Raw genomic sequence first — 14,368 nt, 5'->3', positions numbered from 1 at the left:
CCGATGCCCCCTGCCCGCAAGCGCGCGGATGTTTTGCTGGTCGAGCGCGGCCTGTTCGAGAGCCGGGCGCGGGCGCGCGCGGCGATCGAGGCCGGCCTCGTCACGGCCGACGACAAGCAGGTCGCAAAGCCCTCGGAGACGATCGCCGAGGACGCGGTGATCCAGGCCGAGCCTGCGCACCCCTACGTCTCGCGCGGCGGCGTCAAGCTCGCCGGCGCACTGGAGCGCTACCCGATCGAGATCGAGGACCATGTCTGCCTCGACGTTGGCGCCTCCACCGGCGGCTTTACCGAGGTGCTGCTGGCGAATGGCGCGAGCTTGGTGTTCGCCATCGATGTCGGCACCAGCCAGCTGCATGCCTCGCTGCGCGATCATCCCAAGATCGTGTCGATGGAGGAGACCGACATTCGCAGCTATGAGGGCAAGCGCCTGCCGGCGCGGCCCGATGTCGTCGTGATCGACGTCAGCTTCATCTCACTGAAGACCGTGCTGCCGGTGGCGCTGTCGCTGGCTGCCGCCCCGATGAGCCTGCTGGCGCTGATCAAGCCGCAATTCGAGGCCGACCGGAAGCACAACAAGAAGGGCATCATCCGCGACGCCGCGGTGCATCGGGAGATCTGCGACGATATCACGGCCTTTGCCGCGTCGCTCGGCTGCACAGACATAGAGGTGTTTCCCTCGCCGATCGCGGGCGGCGACGGCAACATCGAATTCTTCCTGGGCGCGCGCCGTGGTTGAACGCATCACGATCGATCATGTCGGCCATCGCGGCGACGGCGTCTCGCTCACGACCGGCGATGCGGTCTACGTGCCCTACACGCTTGGCGGCGAGATTGTCGAGGTCGACCATGCCGCGGGCCATCCCGACCGCCGCAAGCTGCTCGCGGTCGATCTCGCAAGCCCCGAGCGCGTTGAGCCATTCTGCCCGCACTTCGGCGTCTGCGGCGGCTGCGCGATCCAGCATTGGGCGGCGGAGCCCTATCATGCCTGGAAGCGCAACATCGTGGTCGAGACGCTGGCGCAGGCCGGCATCGATTGCGAGGTGGCGCCGCTGGTCGATGCCCATGGCGTGGGCCGCCGGCGCGTCACGCTGCACGGAAGGTTCGGCACGCATGACGTGCTGAAGGTCGGCTTCTCGGCCGCAAGCTCGCACGATGTCATTCCAATTCATCGCTGCCCGATCCTCGATCCCGCGCTCGAGGGCGCGCTCGATGCCGCATGGGCCGTTGCCGAGCCGCTGACGTCGAAAATGCCGGTGACGAAGCCGCTCGACATTCAGGTCACAGCCACCGCCAATGGTCTCGATGTCGACGTGCGCGGCTCCGGGCCACTGCCGACGCCGCTGGTCACGGCGCTATCGCGCGTTGCCGAGCAGCATCGCCTGGCGCGGTTGACGCGGCATGGCGAGCTGGTGCTGCAACGCCTGCCGCCAACGGTGAGGATGGGCCGCGCTGAAGTGACGCTGCCGCCGGGCTCGTTCCTGCAGGCAACGGTCGCAGGCGAAGAGACGCTCGCTGCACTCGTTGCCGAGCGCGTCGGCAAGGCCAAGGAGGTATTGGACCTCTTCTGCGGCGTCGGCCCGTTCGCTCTGAGGCTGGCGGAGAAGGCGCGTGTCACGGCTTACGACAACGACGCCGGCGCGATCGCCGCGCTCGCGAAGGCCGCGCGCACGCCGGGCCTGAAGCCGATCAAGGCCGAGCCGCGCGACCTGTTCCGCCGTCCGCTGGTGCCGCCGGAGTTGCGCGATGTCGATGCCGTGGTGTTCGATCCGCCGCGCCAGGGCGCACAGGCGCAGGCGCTGAAACTCGCGGCAAGCAACGTGCCGGTCGTGATCGCGGTGTCCTGCAACGTCGCAACGTTTGCCCGCGACGCGCGGCTTCTGATCGACGGCGGCTACAGGATCGAAACCGTGGTGCCGGTCGACCAGTTCCGTCACACGCCGCATGTGGAATTGGTGGCGCGGTTTATTCGGTAAGGGACGACCGGGGCATTTTATGCCGCGAATATCATTGCAACAAATCTAAGACCAGTTGCGCAAGCGACTGCCATAGTGAATGTTAGAGAGATTTCGCTCCGATCTTTGGGATCAGAGACATTATGGTTTGGCTGTCGACGCCCGCAACTATCTACGAGCAAAAAGTCTCCGTCCTCGCACTTGTAGAGGCAACTCTCGCGCTTGCGCTGGGTCTCATCATATTGTCTGTTTCAAGATCGTCCTTGCACATCGTGCTAGCTGCAGCGGCGGCACCATTCCTCCTGCTCCAAACCGAACGATCGAACCAGAGAGCTCTCAGCCTCGCGGCGGCATCATCTCATTGGCTTATGCGGGTCCTCGAACACGCATTTCCAAATTCTTCGCGGCTAGAGGCAATAACCCATTTGCACGAACGCGGTACGGGGCCATTCACGAGCACACTCTTTTTCTTTCTCACGCTGATTTGCGTCATCCTACTGGAGACTTACATTGCAGCCCTATATTTTTCTCTTCTCACTTTGCTCTTGGTAATTCTTCTATTCGGCAAAAGCGCAGCGGTTATCATCGAAACGATCGCAAGACCGCTCGATAGCTTAGCAGCAATACCCGACAACTGGCGTAAAACGGTGTTGTGCACCGACAGCGCGACACTGCCGGAAATCATCCCAGGCTTGGAAAGCTATCCTGGATTTGAGGATACCTTCCTCTTGCGATTTGTGAAGGTAGTGCCACACTTACGTTCACTCCCATCGATCGCCGCCAGAGTCGCAGGAATTCTGTACATCGCGATATTCTTGTACGTCCCGGCTGCATTTTATCGATGGTCGATCAAAAGCACCGCCTTGATTTGGAGCCCTCTTCTCTGGATATTTCGACCACTTCAGGCGAAAGAGGCGGCCGGTCACTTCGCGGAAGGCATCGTCACGCTGACCAAGTACAAACTCTCACGTGCTTACTCGACCATAGTTCTCGTTATCCTCGGCTTCAAAATCTGCATCTTACTTACGTGGACTTCATTCAAAAGCTTCTTGGAAGCTTTATATGGTTGGAGCCTGATATCTCATTATCTTGTCCCCGAAGCTATTCCGGGATGGCATGTTGCCGCTGCCGCAAATGCCGTCATTAGCTGGGTGATCTTATTCCGAGCCGAAAAGTACCTTCTTGACGTGAGAATTGGAGCACCATCTTCGCCTGAACGTATACGGCGCTTCTTCGTAATCTCGTTCATTTTCCGAAATCTGCTGAGTGCCTATACCGTGGCTTGCACGTTGTACCTGACCTTCGAGTTGGCTGGGCGCACAGACCTGTCGAAGATTCGGATCATTGGATTTCCGTGGTGATACTACGCGACGAGCGTAACCTCTGTGCTAGCGTCGTAACTGGCCGAGCGCCGGCGACTCGCCGGGCAGCATGTCCGACCTGATATCGCTGTCCATGCGGCCCGAGCCTCGCTGGGTGAAACCGGCCCCGAACGACAGGCTGAGGTTCGATGTCGGTTTGAACTCGACACCGGCAAATCCGCCGTAGCCGGGCGTAGCGCCGGAGGTCAGAGGCGCAACCGAACTGCCGATACCGTTGCCATATTTCAGCGTGTCGAAGCCGGCAAAGAACGTCACGGGCATACCGCCCGCGCTCTTCATGTTGTAGCCGAACTGCGTGCTGTCATAGGACAGCGCGCTGAAATTGCCAGCCAGACCTGCCTGGCTGAAACCGCTCAGACCGAGATTGCCGCTCTGGCTTCCGACAAAGAAACCGGGGCGAAAGCCATAACCGCCACTGGCATCGCCGGCATTGAAGCTCGGAAAATTGCCGTAGCTGTCGGCGCTGCTGCCAAAACCGAAAGCCCCGCCCGGAATCCAATACTGCAGGGGTGCGACCTGCGCATGGGCGGGCGTTTCGCCAAGGCAAAGCACGGCGAACAAAGCTGCGAACCAACAAGAACGTGCGAGGCTGGACATTCCGGCTACCGTCAAAAAGTTCCTCGATTATACCCTCCGAGCATCGCGAATGCCAGCGGAGCAGCATCGGCTGCCGCGTCATCAAGTTCCAGGATTACGCCTTGCTGACGCATTGAACCTCCCCGGCGCCTGATTGACCCACATAGAGGACGCGCAAGTTCAGGCTGCGGCTTTGACCACGAAGCCTGGCGCTGTCCCGCAGCGCGCAATTGCGCAGACCCTTGAAAATGCCCAACGCTTGTATGGAGGCTGTCATGGAGGTCAATTCCGACAGGTTAAATGCCTTTATGGGTAAGATGATCACCGACGTCGGGGCGGCGATGAACGCGTCGCTCGTTCTCTTGGGCGACAAGCTCGGCCTCTACCGCGCCCTCGCCGCGAAGGGACCGATGAACTCCGCCGAGCTCGCAAAGGCTACTGGAACGGCGGAGCGCTACGTCCGCGAATGGCTGGCGAGCCAGGCGGCATCTGGCTACGTCGAATACGATACCGGTTCAGGAAAGTTCTCGATGCTGCCGGAGCAGGCCATGGCGCTCGCCGACCAGGACAGCCCGGTGTTCCTTGGCGCGGTCGGCAACATCATTGCCGCGGCGTTTCTCGACGAGCCGAAGATCTCGGATGCATTCAAGTCCGGCAAGGGCGTCGGCTGGAACCGGCGCAGCGAATGCCTGTTCTGCGGCACGGCCCGCTTCTTCCGCACCGGCTACATGCATCATCTGGTGCAGGAGTGGCTGCCCGCGCTCGACGGCGTCGTGGACAAGCTGAAGCGTGGCGCCAAGGTCGCCGATGTCGGCTGCGGGCACGGCGTCTCGACGCGGCTGATGGCGGAGGCGTTCCCGAATTCGCGCTTCTACGGCTTCGACTATCACGAGGGCTCGATCGAGGCGGCGCGCAAGGCGGCAGTCGAGGCCAGGCTCGGCGATCGCGTCAGCTTCGCGGTTCACTCGGCCAAGACCTATCCGGCCGAAGGCTACGATCTCGTCTGCTTCTTCGATTGCCTGCACGACATGGGCGATCCCGTCGGCGCCATCAGCCACGTGCGTCAGACCATGGCGAAGGACGGCACCTGCATGCTGGTCGAGCCGTTCGCAGGCGACCGCCTCGAGGACAATCTCAACCCGGTCGGGCGCGTCTATTATGCGGCGTCGACCATGATCTGCACGCCGGCCTCGCTCGATCAGGAGGTCGGCCTCGCACTCGGCGCGCAAGCCGGCGAGGCAAGGCTGCGCAAGGTCGCCAGCGAAGGCGGCCTGTCGCGCTTCCGACGGGCCGCCGAGACACCCTTCAACCTGATCCTGGAAGCACGGATCTGATCTCGATCGCGACGGGCGCGGCCGGCCGTCAGGCCGCCGCGTCCGTGCCCGTTCCAAACGTGAGCTGATTGCCGTCGGCATCGACGACATCGAAATCGCGCATGCCGTAGTCGCGGTCCTCTGGACGGTTGACGAGCCTCGCGCCACGCCCGGACAGCTCGGTGTAAAGCCGGTCCACGTCCCGGACGAAGATGCAGAGGGCGCCCTGCCCGGGCAATCGCTTCGTTGCCACCGCCGCGAGCAGATGCAGGGCCACCTCGTCGCGGCACAGGCAAGCGTAGGACAAGGGCGCGCCATATTCGAATGTGACCTGAAAGCCGAGCACGTCACGGTAATAAGCGAGGCTCGCTTCGATGTCGAAGACGACGAAGACGGTCGCGGAGCCAACCATCATCGGATGCTCGTCGGTCATGAGGTTCTCCATCTGGCAAGCGATCTCCAGTGCGCAGCCTAGCATGCGCATCCGAGGTCTTGCACCGGTCGCGCCGCGCCGTAAGCTGGCGATCGAACCAGGCAGAATAGCTGGACCCTGCAGCGCGCGTAATTCCATCACCGTCACCCTGAGGCGGCCGCTTCTTCAGCGGCCCTCGAAGGGCGACGGGCCCGGCTGCATCGGGGCCATGCATCCTTCGAGGCTCCCGGCGCGATGCTGCGCATCGCGCCACTCGCGCCTCAGGATGACGGAATTAACAGTCGTACGCGCAGAGACAACGGGGGAGCCCAGCCGTAAGCGGGCTACGCCGTCACATCGACGGAGGACGATGAATCCGCTGGCGGATATTTCGTCACCGGCACCATGAAGGACTTCATGCCGACCTGGTAGATGATCTTGCCGTTCTGCCCGTCATCCGTCGCAATCTGCGACTGCCCGAACATGATGACGTTCTTGTAGACGATGCCGGTGCCCTGACGGGTGATGCCGTCGGTGGTGACGCTGACCTGGGCTTCGTTGCCGTTGACGGCGAGCACGCGAAAGCTCGCGCTTTTGCCGTTGTCACTGGAATAGCCGCCCCAGCTTCCCATCAGGCGGCTGTCGGAAGCCGGCGGCGCCTGTTTCGCCAGCGTCGCGGTCTGCTTGCCGGCGCCGCCCGCGGAGAACAACAGCACCAGGTTCTTGCCGTCCTTGGTGCCGACTGTCACCGAGCCAAAGGTGATGAGCGAACCGCTGATCTGGGCGAAACCACGCTCGGTGTGCCCGTTATGGGTGTACTCGACCTGTGCGCGGCTGCCGCGGATGTTGACGACCTTGAAGCCGACGGGCTGGTTGTTGCCCGCCCAATTGCCTTTCCATTCACCGAGCAGAGCGCTCTGGTGATACATCCGCTCATTGGCGGGCGAAATCTGGCTGGTGCTTTGCGTGACGATGGCCATGAATCTGCTCGGACGCAGCGTCAGAAATATTCAGAAACAATTCGATTAGGACCATGCCACAGTTAACGAGCGGTTAATTTCGGACGCCTGACGCGATGAGGCAAACGGCCTCATCGGGATGGGCCTCTAGCGGCCCCAGCGGTCCGACCAGATCTTCTCGCCGATCAGGCAGCTCACGCGCGGCTCCTTGTCCTTGTCCGCAACGTGCACGACCGGACGCTCGGGCGTGCGGCCGGCAACTTCCATCAGCAGCTTGGTGCGGATCGCTTCCTTGAACTTTTCGCGATCCTTGATCGAGATGACGAAAGAGCCGGGACCGCCGATGACGCAATCCTCGTAGTAGTAATCGAGATTGTCGATATCCATGGTCGAATAGGACGGCTCCTTGACCATGATCGGCAGGCCGTTGATGACGATGCCTTTCTCGAGCGCGGCATCGCGCGCCACGGTGACCGGGCCGCCATTGTTGTTGGGGCCGTCGCCGGAGATATCTATGACGCGGCGAATTCCGTGATAGGGGTCCTCATCGAACAGCGGCATCGCAAATCCGATCGCGCCGGAGATCGAGGTGCGCGAGGCGCGCCGGATCGGCGTCTTCAATATCTCGGCGGCGACCGCGTCCGCCGTCTCCGGTCCGTCGATGAGGCGCCAGGGGATGATGATCTTCTGGTCGGAGGATGCGGCCCATTCGAAATAGGTCACCGCGATCCTGCCATTGGGGCCGGCCTTCAGCGCCTGCAAGAATTCCTTGGACTGGATCGCCTGCGCGTAGCCCTCGCGCTGGATCGCGAGTTCGTCCATGTCCATGGAGTAGGAGACGTCGACCGCGAGGATCAGCTCGACATCGACCGACTGCGCGTCGCCGTCGGCCGCCTGTCGCTGATGTCTTGACGGTTCAAATTTCGGCGGTTCAAATTTAGGACTTGGTGCCGCGATGCCCGCGACATCCCCTCCGGCAAGTACGCCGGCCACCAGCACAGCCCCGATCGAGAACAGCAACCGCATCGCAGTCTCCCGTCGTATGACGCGATGGTGACATGCAAACGGCTTGCCGCAAAGCGCGAAGATCGCTTGTGCTTCACAATTGGGTTAGAGATTTGCAGGTTGGAGATTTGCGAGCTGGGATTTTCGTGCGCCCGCGCGAAACCGCCGCCGTGTCGCCACGCTTGCGCCGCCGCGCGTTCGCGCCATGGGACAGAGCGCCCCGCCTACTTGTTCCCTGCGATTTCCATGCTAGGCTGACCATACAGATGGGGATGGAGTCCCCCGACAACCGCCCGGCGGTCGCATGACCGTAGTGGGCTGATGACTCCTGCTCGAGGTGAGGCAATCAGCCTTTGCCTCTGGCGGGAGCATGGACAAACCCGCCGCTGGCGGGTTTTTTGTTGCCTGAAACGAAGGCGAGGGATGTGACGACGACTACACCGACTGTTGCGCGTGCCGGGCTGCCCAGGGGAATCTGGGTGCTCGGCTTCGTCTCTATGCTGATGGACATCTCCTCCGAGATGATCCACGCGCTGCTGCCGGTCTATCTCGTCACCGTGCTCGGCGCCTCCACGCTCACCGTCGGCTTCATCGAGGGCATCGCGGAGGCGAGCGCCTCGATCACGAAAATCTTCTCCGGAGCGCTGTCGGACTGGCTCGGCCACCGGAAGCTGCTTGCGGCCCTCGGTTATGGGCTGGCCGCGGTGACAAAACCGCTGTTCCCGCTCGCGCCCAGCATCGGCTGGCTGGTCGCGGCGCGCTTCATCGACCGCGTCGGCAAGGGCATCCGCGGCGCACCTCGTGATGCACTGATCGCCGATATTGCGCCGGCGGGCCTGCGCGGCGCGAGCTTCGGCCTGCGGCAGTCGCTCGACACGGTCGGCGCCTTCGTCGGGCCGCTCGCCGCGATCGGCCTGATGTGGTGGACGGCGGATCATTTTGCCGCGGTGTTCTGGGTCGCCGTGGTGCCGGCGTTTTTGTCCTTTGGCCTGATCGCATTCGCGGTCAATGAGCCGGAGCCGGATGCGAGCCGGGAGCCTGCGAAAAACCCGCTCAACACCGCCGCCATGCGGCAACTTGGGCCCGTGTACTGGCGTGTCGTCGCGGTCGGCGTCGCCTTCACGCTCGCCCGTTTCAGCGAGGCCTTCCTGATCCTGCGTGCGCAGAGCATCGGCCTCAATGCGATGTGGGTGCCGGCGGTGCTGGTGCTCATGAACATCGCCTACGCGCTCTCGGCCTATCCGGCCGGCGTGCTGTCAGACCGGATCAACCGGACCGCCCTGCTCGCGCTCGGCCTCGTGTTTCTCGCCGGCGCCGACCTCGCACTGGCGCTGCTGCCGAATCTGCCCGGCCTCGCGCTCGGCGTCGTGCTGTGGGGCCTGCATATGGGATTGACGCAGGGCTTGCTCTCGGCCCTCGTCGCCGATACTGCACCGCCGAGCCTGCGCGGCACCGCATTCGGCTATTTCAACCTGTTCACAGGCCTTGCGCTGCTGGCCGCAAGCGTAATCGCCGGCGCGCTGTGGGACGTTTACGGCCCGGCCGGCACGTTCCTCGCCGGGCTCGGCTTCGCGCTGGTCGCGCTGGTGGGGTTGCTCATGATCGGCAATGGGCTGGCAGCGGAGCGCAAGTGATGACGGGAGGCCAAATATCGTGCTGGGCGGAGTGATCGCGATCGTGATCGGCAGCATCCTCGGCGGCTGCGCGCGCTATTTCGTCTCCGGCGCGATCGCCCGGCGGCTTGGCGAGACGTTTCCGTGGGGCACCATGACCATCAATGTCAGCGGCGCCTTCCTGATCGGTATCTTCGGCGCGCTGGCGACGCATCCCGGCTCGGTCTTGGCCTCGCCCAATCCTTGGCTGTTCGCGGTCACCGGTTTCCTCGGCTGCTACACCACGGTCTCCTCTTTCAGCCTGCAAACGCTGACGCTCACCCGCAACGGCGAGTCGCTCTCTGCGCTCGGCAACGTCGCCTTCTCGGTCGGGCTGTGCCTTTTCGCCGTCAGTTGCGGCTTCTTCCTCGCCGACCGCTTTGGAGGCTAGAGGCGGATGAAATTGCCTTCTTTCACCGACCGCTGGCCCAGCGTGATACTTTATGCCTGGGTTTCCGCCGGCAGCATTGTCGGTGGCTTGACGCGCTATCTGGTCGGGCTCGCGCTCGACACCGGTCCGGGTTTTCCCTTTGCGACGCTGTTCATCAACGCCACGGGATCTCTGATCATCGGCTTCTATGCGACGCTGACCGGTCCGGACGGCCGCGTACTGGCGCGGCCCGAGCACCGGCAGTTCGTCATGACCGGCTTCTGCGGCGGCTATACCACCTTCTCGGCCTTCAGCCTGGAAACCTTCCGCCTGTTCCATGGCGGCCTGAAATTGACCGCGCTCGCCTATGTCGCGGCGTCCGTCGTCTGCTGGCTGGTGTCGGTGTGGCTCGGCCATATGATGGCGAGCCGCTACAACCGCTTGAAAAGGAGCTGACCATGCAAATTCCCAATCAGGCAGTCTCCATCCGAATATTCATCGGCGAGAGCGACCATTGCGACGGCAAGCCGCTCTATGAAGCAATCGTGCTGAAGGCGCGTGAGCTGCACCTTGCAGGCGCCACCGTGTTGCGCGGCCCCATGGGGTTCGGCAAGTCGAGCCGGCTGCATACCTCGAAGATCCTGCGGCTGTCGGAGGATCTGCCGCTGCTGATCGAGATCGTCGACAGCGAGGACAACATCAACGCATTCCTGCCCATCCTGGATGGCATGATGTCGAGCGGGCTGATCACCTTGGAGAAGGTGCAGGTCCTGCAATATGGTGAGAAGGCCACGAGTTGATCGCTCTGGCAGGAACCCCAGCCCGCCGTTTCCGGGAGGCGGAATGAACGACACCGTTACCAAACCGAAAACCAGGACCAGGACCAAGGTCGAGCGGCCCAAGCTGCACAAGGTCATCCTGATCAACGACGACTACACGCCGCGTGAGTTCGTCACCATGATCCTGAAGGCCGAATTCCGCATGACCGAGGATCAGGCCTACAAGGTCATGATCACCGCGCACAAGCTCGGCGCCTGCGTCGTCGCCGTGTTCGCCAAGGACGTCGCCGAGACCAAGGCGACGCGTGCAACCGATGCCGCCCGCACCAAGGGCTATCCGCTGCTGTTCACGACGGAGCCGGAGGAATAGGAAGCACCGGCTCAAGCTAGCCCTTGAGGCGCGCCATGATGATTTCGTCGTGATAGGTGCCGTCGACCAGGATCGCCATCCGCTTGGTGCCCTCTTCGACGAACCCGACCTTGCGATAAAGGGCGGCAGCGGCGGTGTTGGTCGCGAAGACGCCGAGCTCGATGCGTCGGAAGCCGAATACATCCGCGGCCTGGACAGCGTGCCGCAACAGCCGCTCGCCAAAGCCTTTGCCGCGGAAGTCTGGCAGAAGCCCCATAAAGAGATCGCCGACATGCGACGAGACGGCGCGGCTCGCGGGCGGCACGTTGCACCATCCAACCACGGCGCCGTCGACGACGGCGACGATCTGCGGGTAGCCGCGCTCGACATTGCGTGCGACAAAGGCGCGAACCTGCTCGATCGGCGGCGCCTCGACCAGCGCGATGTATTTGCGCTCGCGGGCGACGATGTCGACGGCGGCCCGAAAGGCGTCGGTCTCGGCGACCTGGATCTGGCGGAATTTGACGGTCATCAGCAATCTCGTCGCATCACGCCATCACCACGGGCGTCTCTTCGGCGATCCCGTACACGCGCTGCGCCTTGGAAAATCCTGCGATCGGAAAATCGCCGAGATCGCGCCAGTCGTGCTGGCAGACATCGGCGAAGGCTTCCGATGCGACGACGGTACGACCAAGCCGGCCCGCGATCTTTTCCATCCGCGCCGCGAGATTGACGGCCGGGCCGATGCAGGTGAAGTCGAGCCGGTTGCCGCCGCCGATATTGCCGTAGAGGATGTTGCCGACATGCAGCGCGACGCCGAAGCGGAAGCGCTCGATGACGTCGCCGACGGGGTGCGCGAGCGCATCGACGCTGGCGCGGGCTTCGCGTGCGGCCTCCAGCACGCGCGTGCAGACATGGGTGGCATCGCCGACATATTCGTCGATCGGGAATACGGCGAGCAGGCCGTCGCCCATGAATTTCAGGACCTCGCCGCCATGGGCGCGGATCGCCGTGACCTGGCAGTCGAAATAGCGGTTCAGGATATCGACCACAGTCTCGGCCGGCAGCCGGTCCGACAACGCCGTGAAGCCGCGCAAATCCGACAGCCAGATCGCGGCCTGCATGGTGTCATTGTGGCCGCGGCGAATCTGGCCGCCGAGGATGCGCTCGCCGGCGCGGTTGCCGACATAGGTGTCGAGCAGCGTCGCGGCGGTGCGACGCAGGGTGACGATCTCGCTGACGCGCGCCAGCGGGGCGACGATGGAGCGGATCGTCGCGATGTCGTCGTCGCTGAAGCCGCCGGGATGCCGCGTGGTCCAGCTGATCGCGTGGATCGAGCTGTCGAGAAAGCGCATCGGCGTCGCGATGTAGTCGGTGACGCCTTCGGCGCGCATGTCCTCCAGGAACGGAAATCGCCTGGTGTCGATGTCGTCGATGCGACCCCTGACCTCCAGCCCATCCTCGAACACGATCCGAAGCGGGCTCCGCGCGAATTCGGGCGTGGCGAGGATCTCGAAATCGACGGTGCCGACCTCGACCTCCTCGCCCTGCCGCCAGATGAAATTGCGGCCGTAGATCTCGGGATGCAGCGTGCGGATGAAGACGCCGAACCGCCACAACGGCAGGCCGGCGGCGACCAGCTGCTCACAGGCGTCGGCGATCATCTCGGCCGGCCCCCGCGACGACCTGGCGCCGTCGATCAGCCAGTTGATGATGCGCTGGAGCTCCGGGTTTTCCATGGTCGCATTTGCCGACGAAGTTGTGGGATCGTCAAGCTGCGCGGTGGGCTGATACCGCGACACAAAAGCTTCAAGCAGGGGCTCTAGCGCCCCACCTGCCCGCGATCGCGAATAAAGTGATCTGCCAGCACGCAGGCCATCATGGCTTCGCCGACCGGGACGGCGCGGATGCCGACGCAGGGGTCGTGACGGCCTTTCGTAAAAATCTCGGTGTCGGCGCCCTGGCGATCGACGGTCAGGCGCGGCTGCAGGATCGACGAGGTCGGCTTCACCGCGAAACGCACCACGATCGGCTGTCCCGTAGAGATGCCGCCCAGAACGCCGCCGGCATGGTTGGACAGGAAGCGCGTGCCGTCATTGCCGGTGCGCATCTCGTCGGCGTTCTCTTCGCCGGTCAGTTCGGCGGCGCCAAAGCCGGCGCCGATCTCGACGCCCTTCACCGCGTTGATGGTCATCATCGCGCCCGCCAGATCGGAATCGAGCTTGGCGTAGATCGGTGCGCCCAGGCCTGCCGGCACGCCCTCGGCGACGATTTCGAGCACGGCGCCGATCGAGGAGCCGCTCTTGCGGATGCCGTCGAGATAGGTCTCGAAGAACGCGGCCTTGTCCTTGTCCGGACAGAAGAACGGATTTCTGGCGATCTCGTCCCAGTCCCACATCGCGCGGTCGATCTTGTGCGGCCCCATCTGCACCAGCGCGCCGCGGACCTTGACGTCGGGCAACACTTTTCGCGCGATCGCACCGGCGGCGACGCGCATCGCGGTCTCGCGCGCGGAGGAACGGCCGCCACCGCGATAGTCGCGCAGGCCGTACTTAGCCTCATAGGTGAAGTCGGCGTGACCGGGGCGAAACTTGTCCTTGATCTCCGAATAGTCCTTGGAGCGCTGGTCGGTGTTCTCGATCAAGAGCCCGATCGGGGTGCCCGTCGTCACCTGCACGCCGGTCTCGGGATGCGCCATCACGCCGGACAGGATCTTGACCTGGTCCGGCTCCTGGCGCTGGGTGGTGAAGCGCGACTGGCCCGGCTTCCGGCGATCGAGGTCCTGCTGGATGTCGGCCTCGGTGAGCGGGATCATGGGCGGGCAGCCGTCGACCACGCAGCCGATCGCCACCCCATGGCTCTCGCCAAAGGTGGTGACGCGAAACATGTGGCCGAAGGTGTTGAAGGACATCGCTGCTCGCTGGCTCGGTTCCGGCGTGTGGTAACGCGCGGTGGGCCGGGGGTCAAACCCGGCTGTCGCTCCGGAAGGACCTCAAGGCTTAACTATACTTGTCCAGCCGACCGTCGCGGAACACGTAGACGGCGCCCTGCTCGATATAGAGCTCGGCGGCGCTGGCCGGCGTCTCCAGGCCGAGCGAGACCATCAGGGCCCGGCAGGTGCCGCCATGCGCGACCGCAACGGTGTCGGTCCGAAGCTCGTCGTACCAGGCGCGAACGCGGACCTGCACCTCGGCGTAGGTCTCCGCGCCCGCGGGCCCCACCGTCCATTTGTCCGCGAGGCGCCTGGCATAAATCTCGGGATCTTTCGCCTCGCTCTCGGCCAGCGTCAGCCCTTCCCAGACGCCATAGCCGATCTCGCGCAGGCGATCGTCCAGCGCATAATCCGCGACCGTCAATTCGAGCTTACTGCGCGCGAGTTCCATGGTCTGGCGGGCGCGGCCGAGCGGGCTCGATACATAGGGCAGCGTCGTCTTGTCGCGGCCGTCGCGCTTGAGGAGATCGGCCAGGATGAGGCCTGCCTGCACCGCTTGGCCGCGGCCACGCGCGTTCAGCGGAACGTCCTTGGTGCCCTGGAGCCTGCCGAGCGCATTCCACTCGGTTTCGCCGTGGCGAAGATAGTAGATCGTGGGCACGGGCATTCCGGGTTAGTTTTGTTT

General features: G+C 63.6%; 17 protein-coding genes and 1 riboswitch. Of the genes, 9 read left to right on the top strand and 8 right to left on the bottom strand.

The window, feature by feature from the left end; translation table 11 throughout:
* Positions 1-3 precede the first annotated feature (3 nt).
* The 3 genes from V1280_RS39885 (at position 4) to V1280_RS39875 (ending at position 3,315) form a co-directional block, all read left to right on the top strand.
* Complete coding sequence (locus V1280_RS39885) at positions 4-738, top strand: TlyA family RNA methyltransferase (protein ID WP_334536115.1); 735 nt, start codon at positions 4-6, stop codon at positions 736-738.
* Positions 731-1,975 carry a class I SAM-dependent RNA methyltransferase gene (locus V1280_RS39880; RefSeq protein WP_334536113.1) on the top strand — a complete coding sequence of 415 codons (1,245 nt, stop codon included), beginning with the start codon at positions 731-733 and terminating at the stop codon, positions 1,973-1,975. Before V1280_RS39885 ends, V1280_RS39880 begins: the two co-directional genes overlap by 8 nt.
* Positions 1,976-2,097: 122 nt before the next feature.
* On the top strand, positions 2,098-3,315 hold the full coding sequence (locus tag V1280_RS39875) for a hypothetical protein (protein WP_334536111.1): 1,218 nt from the start codon (positions 2,098-2,100) through the stop codon (positions 3,313-3,315).
* Positions 3,316-3,342: 27 nt separating this feature from the next.
* On the opposite strand, the gene V1280_RS39870 is transcribed toward V1280_RS39875, so the two are convergent.
* On the bottom strand, positions 3,343-3,933 hold the full coding sequence (locus tag V1280_RS39870; protein WP_334536109.1) for a hypothetical protein: 591 nt from the start codon (positions 3,931-3,933) through the stop codon (positions 3,343-3,345).
* Positions 3,934-4,187: 254 nt separating this feature from the next.
* Here V1280_RS39870 and V1280_RS39865 point away from each other — a divergent pair, with 254 nt between their 5' ends.
* Positions 4,188-5,246: a class I SAM-dependent methyltransferase gene (locus V1280_RS39865; RefSeq protein WP_334536108.1), complete on the top strand. Its 1,059-nt coding sequence runs from the start codon at positions 4,188-4,190 to the stop codon at positions 5,244-5,246.
* 28 nt (positions 5,247-5,274) lie between these two features.
* Here the strand turns inward: V1280_RS39865 and V1280_RS39860 are convergent, their stop codons facing one another.
* From V1280_RS39860 to V1280_RS39850, 3 genes are all read right to left on the bottom strand, one after another.
* Positions 5,275-5,658, bottom strand: a complete 384-nt coding sequence (locus tag V1280_RS39860) for a bleomycin resistance protein (protein ID WP_334536107.1) — start codon at positions 5,656-5,658, stop codon at positions 5,275-5,277.
* Positions 5,659-5,981: 323 nt separating this feature from the next.
* Positions 5,982-6,617, bottom strand: coding sequence for a hypothetical protein (locus V1280_RS39855; RefSeq protein WP_148777710.1), 636 nt, complete (start codon positions 6,615-6,617; stop codon positions 5,982-5,984).
* Between the two features lie 126 nt (positions 6,618-6,743).
* Positions 6,744-7,622, bottom strand: a complete 879-nt coding sequence (locus V1280_RS39850; RefSeq protein WP_148777711.1) for a DUF1194 domain-containing protein — start codon at positions 7,620-7,622, stop codon at positions 6,744-6,746.
* Positions 7,623-7,860: 238 nt separating this feature from the next.
* A riboswitch (Fluoride riboswitch) is annotated at positions 7,861-7,939 on the top strand.
* A gap of 87 nt (positions 7,940-8,026) precedes the next feature.
* Here V1280_RS39850 and V1280_RS39845 point away from each other — a divergent pair.
* Genes V1280_RS39845 through clpS form a run of 5 tightly spaced genes read left to right on the top strand, consistent with a single transcriptional unit; the run spans position 8,027 to position 10,772 of the window.
* Entirely contained in the window at positions 8,027-9,235 is a 1,209-nt protein-coding gene (locus V1280_RS39845; protein ID WP_334536105.1) for an MFS transporter, read from the top strand.
* A gap of 19 nt (positions 9,236-9,254) precedes the next feature.
* On the top strand, positions 9,255-9,644 hold the full coding sequence (crcB, locus tag V1280_RS39840; RefSeq protein ID WP_442895191.1) for a fluoride efflux transporter CrcB: 390 nt from the start codon (positions 9,255-9,257) through the stop codon (positions 9,642-9,644).
* Positions 9,645-9,650: 6 nt separating this feature from the next.
* Positions 9,651-10,079 carry a fluoride efflux transporter CrcB gene (gene crcB, locus V1280_RS39835; RefSeq protein WP_334536101.1) on the top strand — a complete coding sequence of 143 codons (429 nt, stop codon included), beginning with the start codon at positions 9,651-9,653 and terminating at the stop codon, positions 10,077-10,079.
* 2 nt (positions 10,080-10,081) lie between these two features.
* Positions 10,082-10,423, top strand: coding sequence for a DUF190 domain-containing protein (locus V1280_RS39830; RefSeq protein WP_334536099.1), 342 nt, complete (start codon positions 10,082-10,084; stop codon positions 10,421-10,423).
* Between the two features lie 43 nt (positions 10,424-10,466).
* Positions 10,467-10,772, top strand: a complete 306-nt coding sequence (clpS, locus tag V1280_RS39825; RefSeq protein ID WP_334536097.1) for an ATP-dependent Clp protease adapter ClpS — start codon at positions 10,467-10,469, stop codon at positions 10,770-10,772.
* A gap of 16 nt (positions 10,773-10,788) precedes the next feature.
* Here the strand turns inward: clpS and V1280_RS39820 are convergent, their stop codons facing one another.
* From V1280_RS39820 to V1280_RS39805, 4 genes are all read right to left on the bottom strand, one after another.
* A complete protein-coding gene (locus tag V1280_RS39820; protein ID WP_334536096.1) occupies positions 10,789-11,283 on the bottom strand; it encodes a GNAT family N-acetyltransferase in 495 nt (164 codons plus the stop codon).
* A 16-nt stretch (positions 11,284-11,299) separates the two neighbouring features.
* Positions 11,300-12,490, bottom strand: a complete 1,191-nt coding sequence (locus tag V1280_RS39815) for an adenylate/guanylate cyclase domain-containing protein (protein WP_334538526.1) — start codon at positions 12,488-12,490, stop codon at positions 11,300-11,302.
* Between the two features lie 83 nt (positions 12,491-12,573).
* A complete protein-coding gene (gene aroC / locus V1280_RS39810) occupies positions 12,574-13,662 on the bottom strand; it encodes a chorismate synthase (protein WP_334536095.1) in 1,089 nt (362 codons plus the stop codon).
* Positions 13,663-13,750: 88 nt separating this feature from the next.
* Positions 13,751-14,350, bottom strand: a complete 600-nt coding sequence (locus V1280_RS39805) for a histidine phosphatase family protein (protein WP_334536094.1) — start codon at positions 14,348-14,350, stop codon at positions 13,751-13,753.
* Positions 14,351-14,368 lie beyond the last annotated feature (18 nt).

This window comes from Bradyrhizobium sp. AZCC 2230 (genome assembly GCF_036924495.1).
Taxonomy (GTDB): domain Bacteria; phylum Pseudomonadota; class Alphaproteobacteria; order Rhizobiales; family Xanthobacteraceae; genus Bradyrhizobium; species Bradyrhizobium rifense.
Note: the sequence above shows the minus strand (reverse complement) of the source record. Positions and strands in the feature narration are given on the sequence as shown.

Excerpts from the sequence above, each read along its gene's own strand:
- clpS (WP_334536097.1), top strand. The coding sequence starts at position 10,467 with ATGAACGACACCGTTACCAAACCGAAAACCAGGACCAGGACCAAGGTC.
- V1280_RS39855 (WP_148777710.1), bottom strand. The coding sequence starts at position 6,617 with ATGGCCATCGTCACGCAAAGCACCAGCCAGATTTCGCCCGCCAATGAG.
- V1280_RS39885 (WP_334536115.1), top strand. The coding sequence starts at position 4 with ATGCCCCCTGCCCGCAAGCGCGCGGATGTTTTGCTGGTCGAGCGCGGC.
- V1280_RS39870 (WP_334536109.1), bottom strand. The coding sequence starts at position 3,933 with ATGTCCAGCCTCGCACGTTCTTGTTGGTTCGCAGCTTTGTTCGCCGTG.
- V1280_RS39865 (WP_334536108.1), top strand. The coding sequence starts at position 4,188 with ATGGAGGTCAATTCCGACAGGTTAAATGCCTTTATGGGTAAGATGATC.
- V1280_RS39820 (WP_334536096.1), bottom strand. The coding sequence starts at position 11,283 with ATGACCGTCAAATTCCGCCAGATCCAGGTCGCCGAGACCGACGCCTTT.
- V1280_RS39850 (WP_148777711.1), bottom strand. The coding sequence starts at position 7,622 with ATGCGGTTGCTGTTCTCGATCGGGGCTGTGCTGGTGGCCGGCGTACTT.
- V1280_RS39830 (WP_334536099.1), top strand. The coding sequence starts at position 10,082 with ATGCAAATTCCCAATCAGGCAGTCTCCATCCGAATATTCATCGGCGAG.
- V1280_RS39860 (WP_334536107.1), bottom strand. The coding sequence starts at position 5,658 with ATGACCGACGAGCATCCGATGATGGTTGGCTCCGCGACCGTCTTCGTC.
- V1280_RS39805 (WP_334536094.1), bottom strand. The coding sequence starts at position 14,350 with ATGCCCGTGCCCACGATCTACTATCTTCGCCACGGCGAAACCGAGTGG.
- crcB (WP_334536101.1), top strand. The coding sequence starts at position 9,651 with ATGAAATTGCCTTCTTTCACCGACCGCTGGCCCAGCGTGATACTTTAT.
- V1280_RS39815 (WP_334538526.1), bottom strand. The coding sequence starts at position 12,490 with ATGGAAAACCCGGAGCTCCAGCGCATCATCAACTGGCTGATCGACGGC.
- aroC (WP_334536095.1), bottom strand. The coding sequence starts at position 13,662 with ATGTCCTTCAACACCTTCGGCCACATGTTTCGCGTCACCACCTTTGGC.
- V1280_RS39875 (WP_334536111.1), top strand. The coding sequence starts at position 2,098 with ATGGTTTGGCTGTCGACGCCCGCAACTATCTACGAGCAAAAAGTCTCC.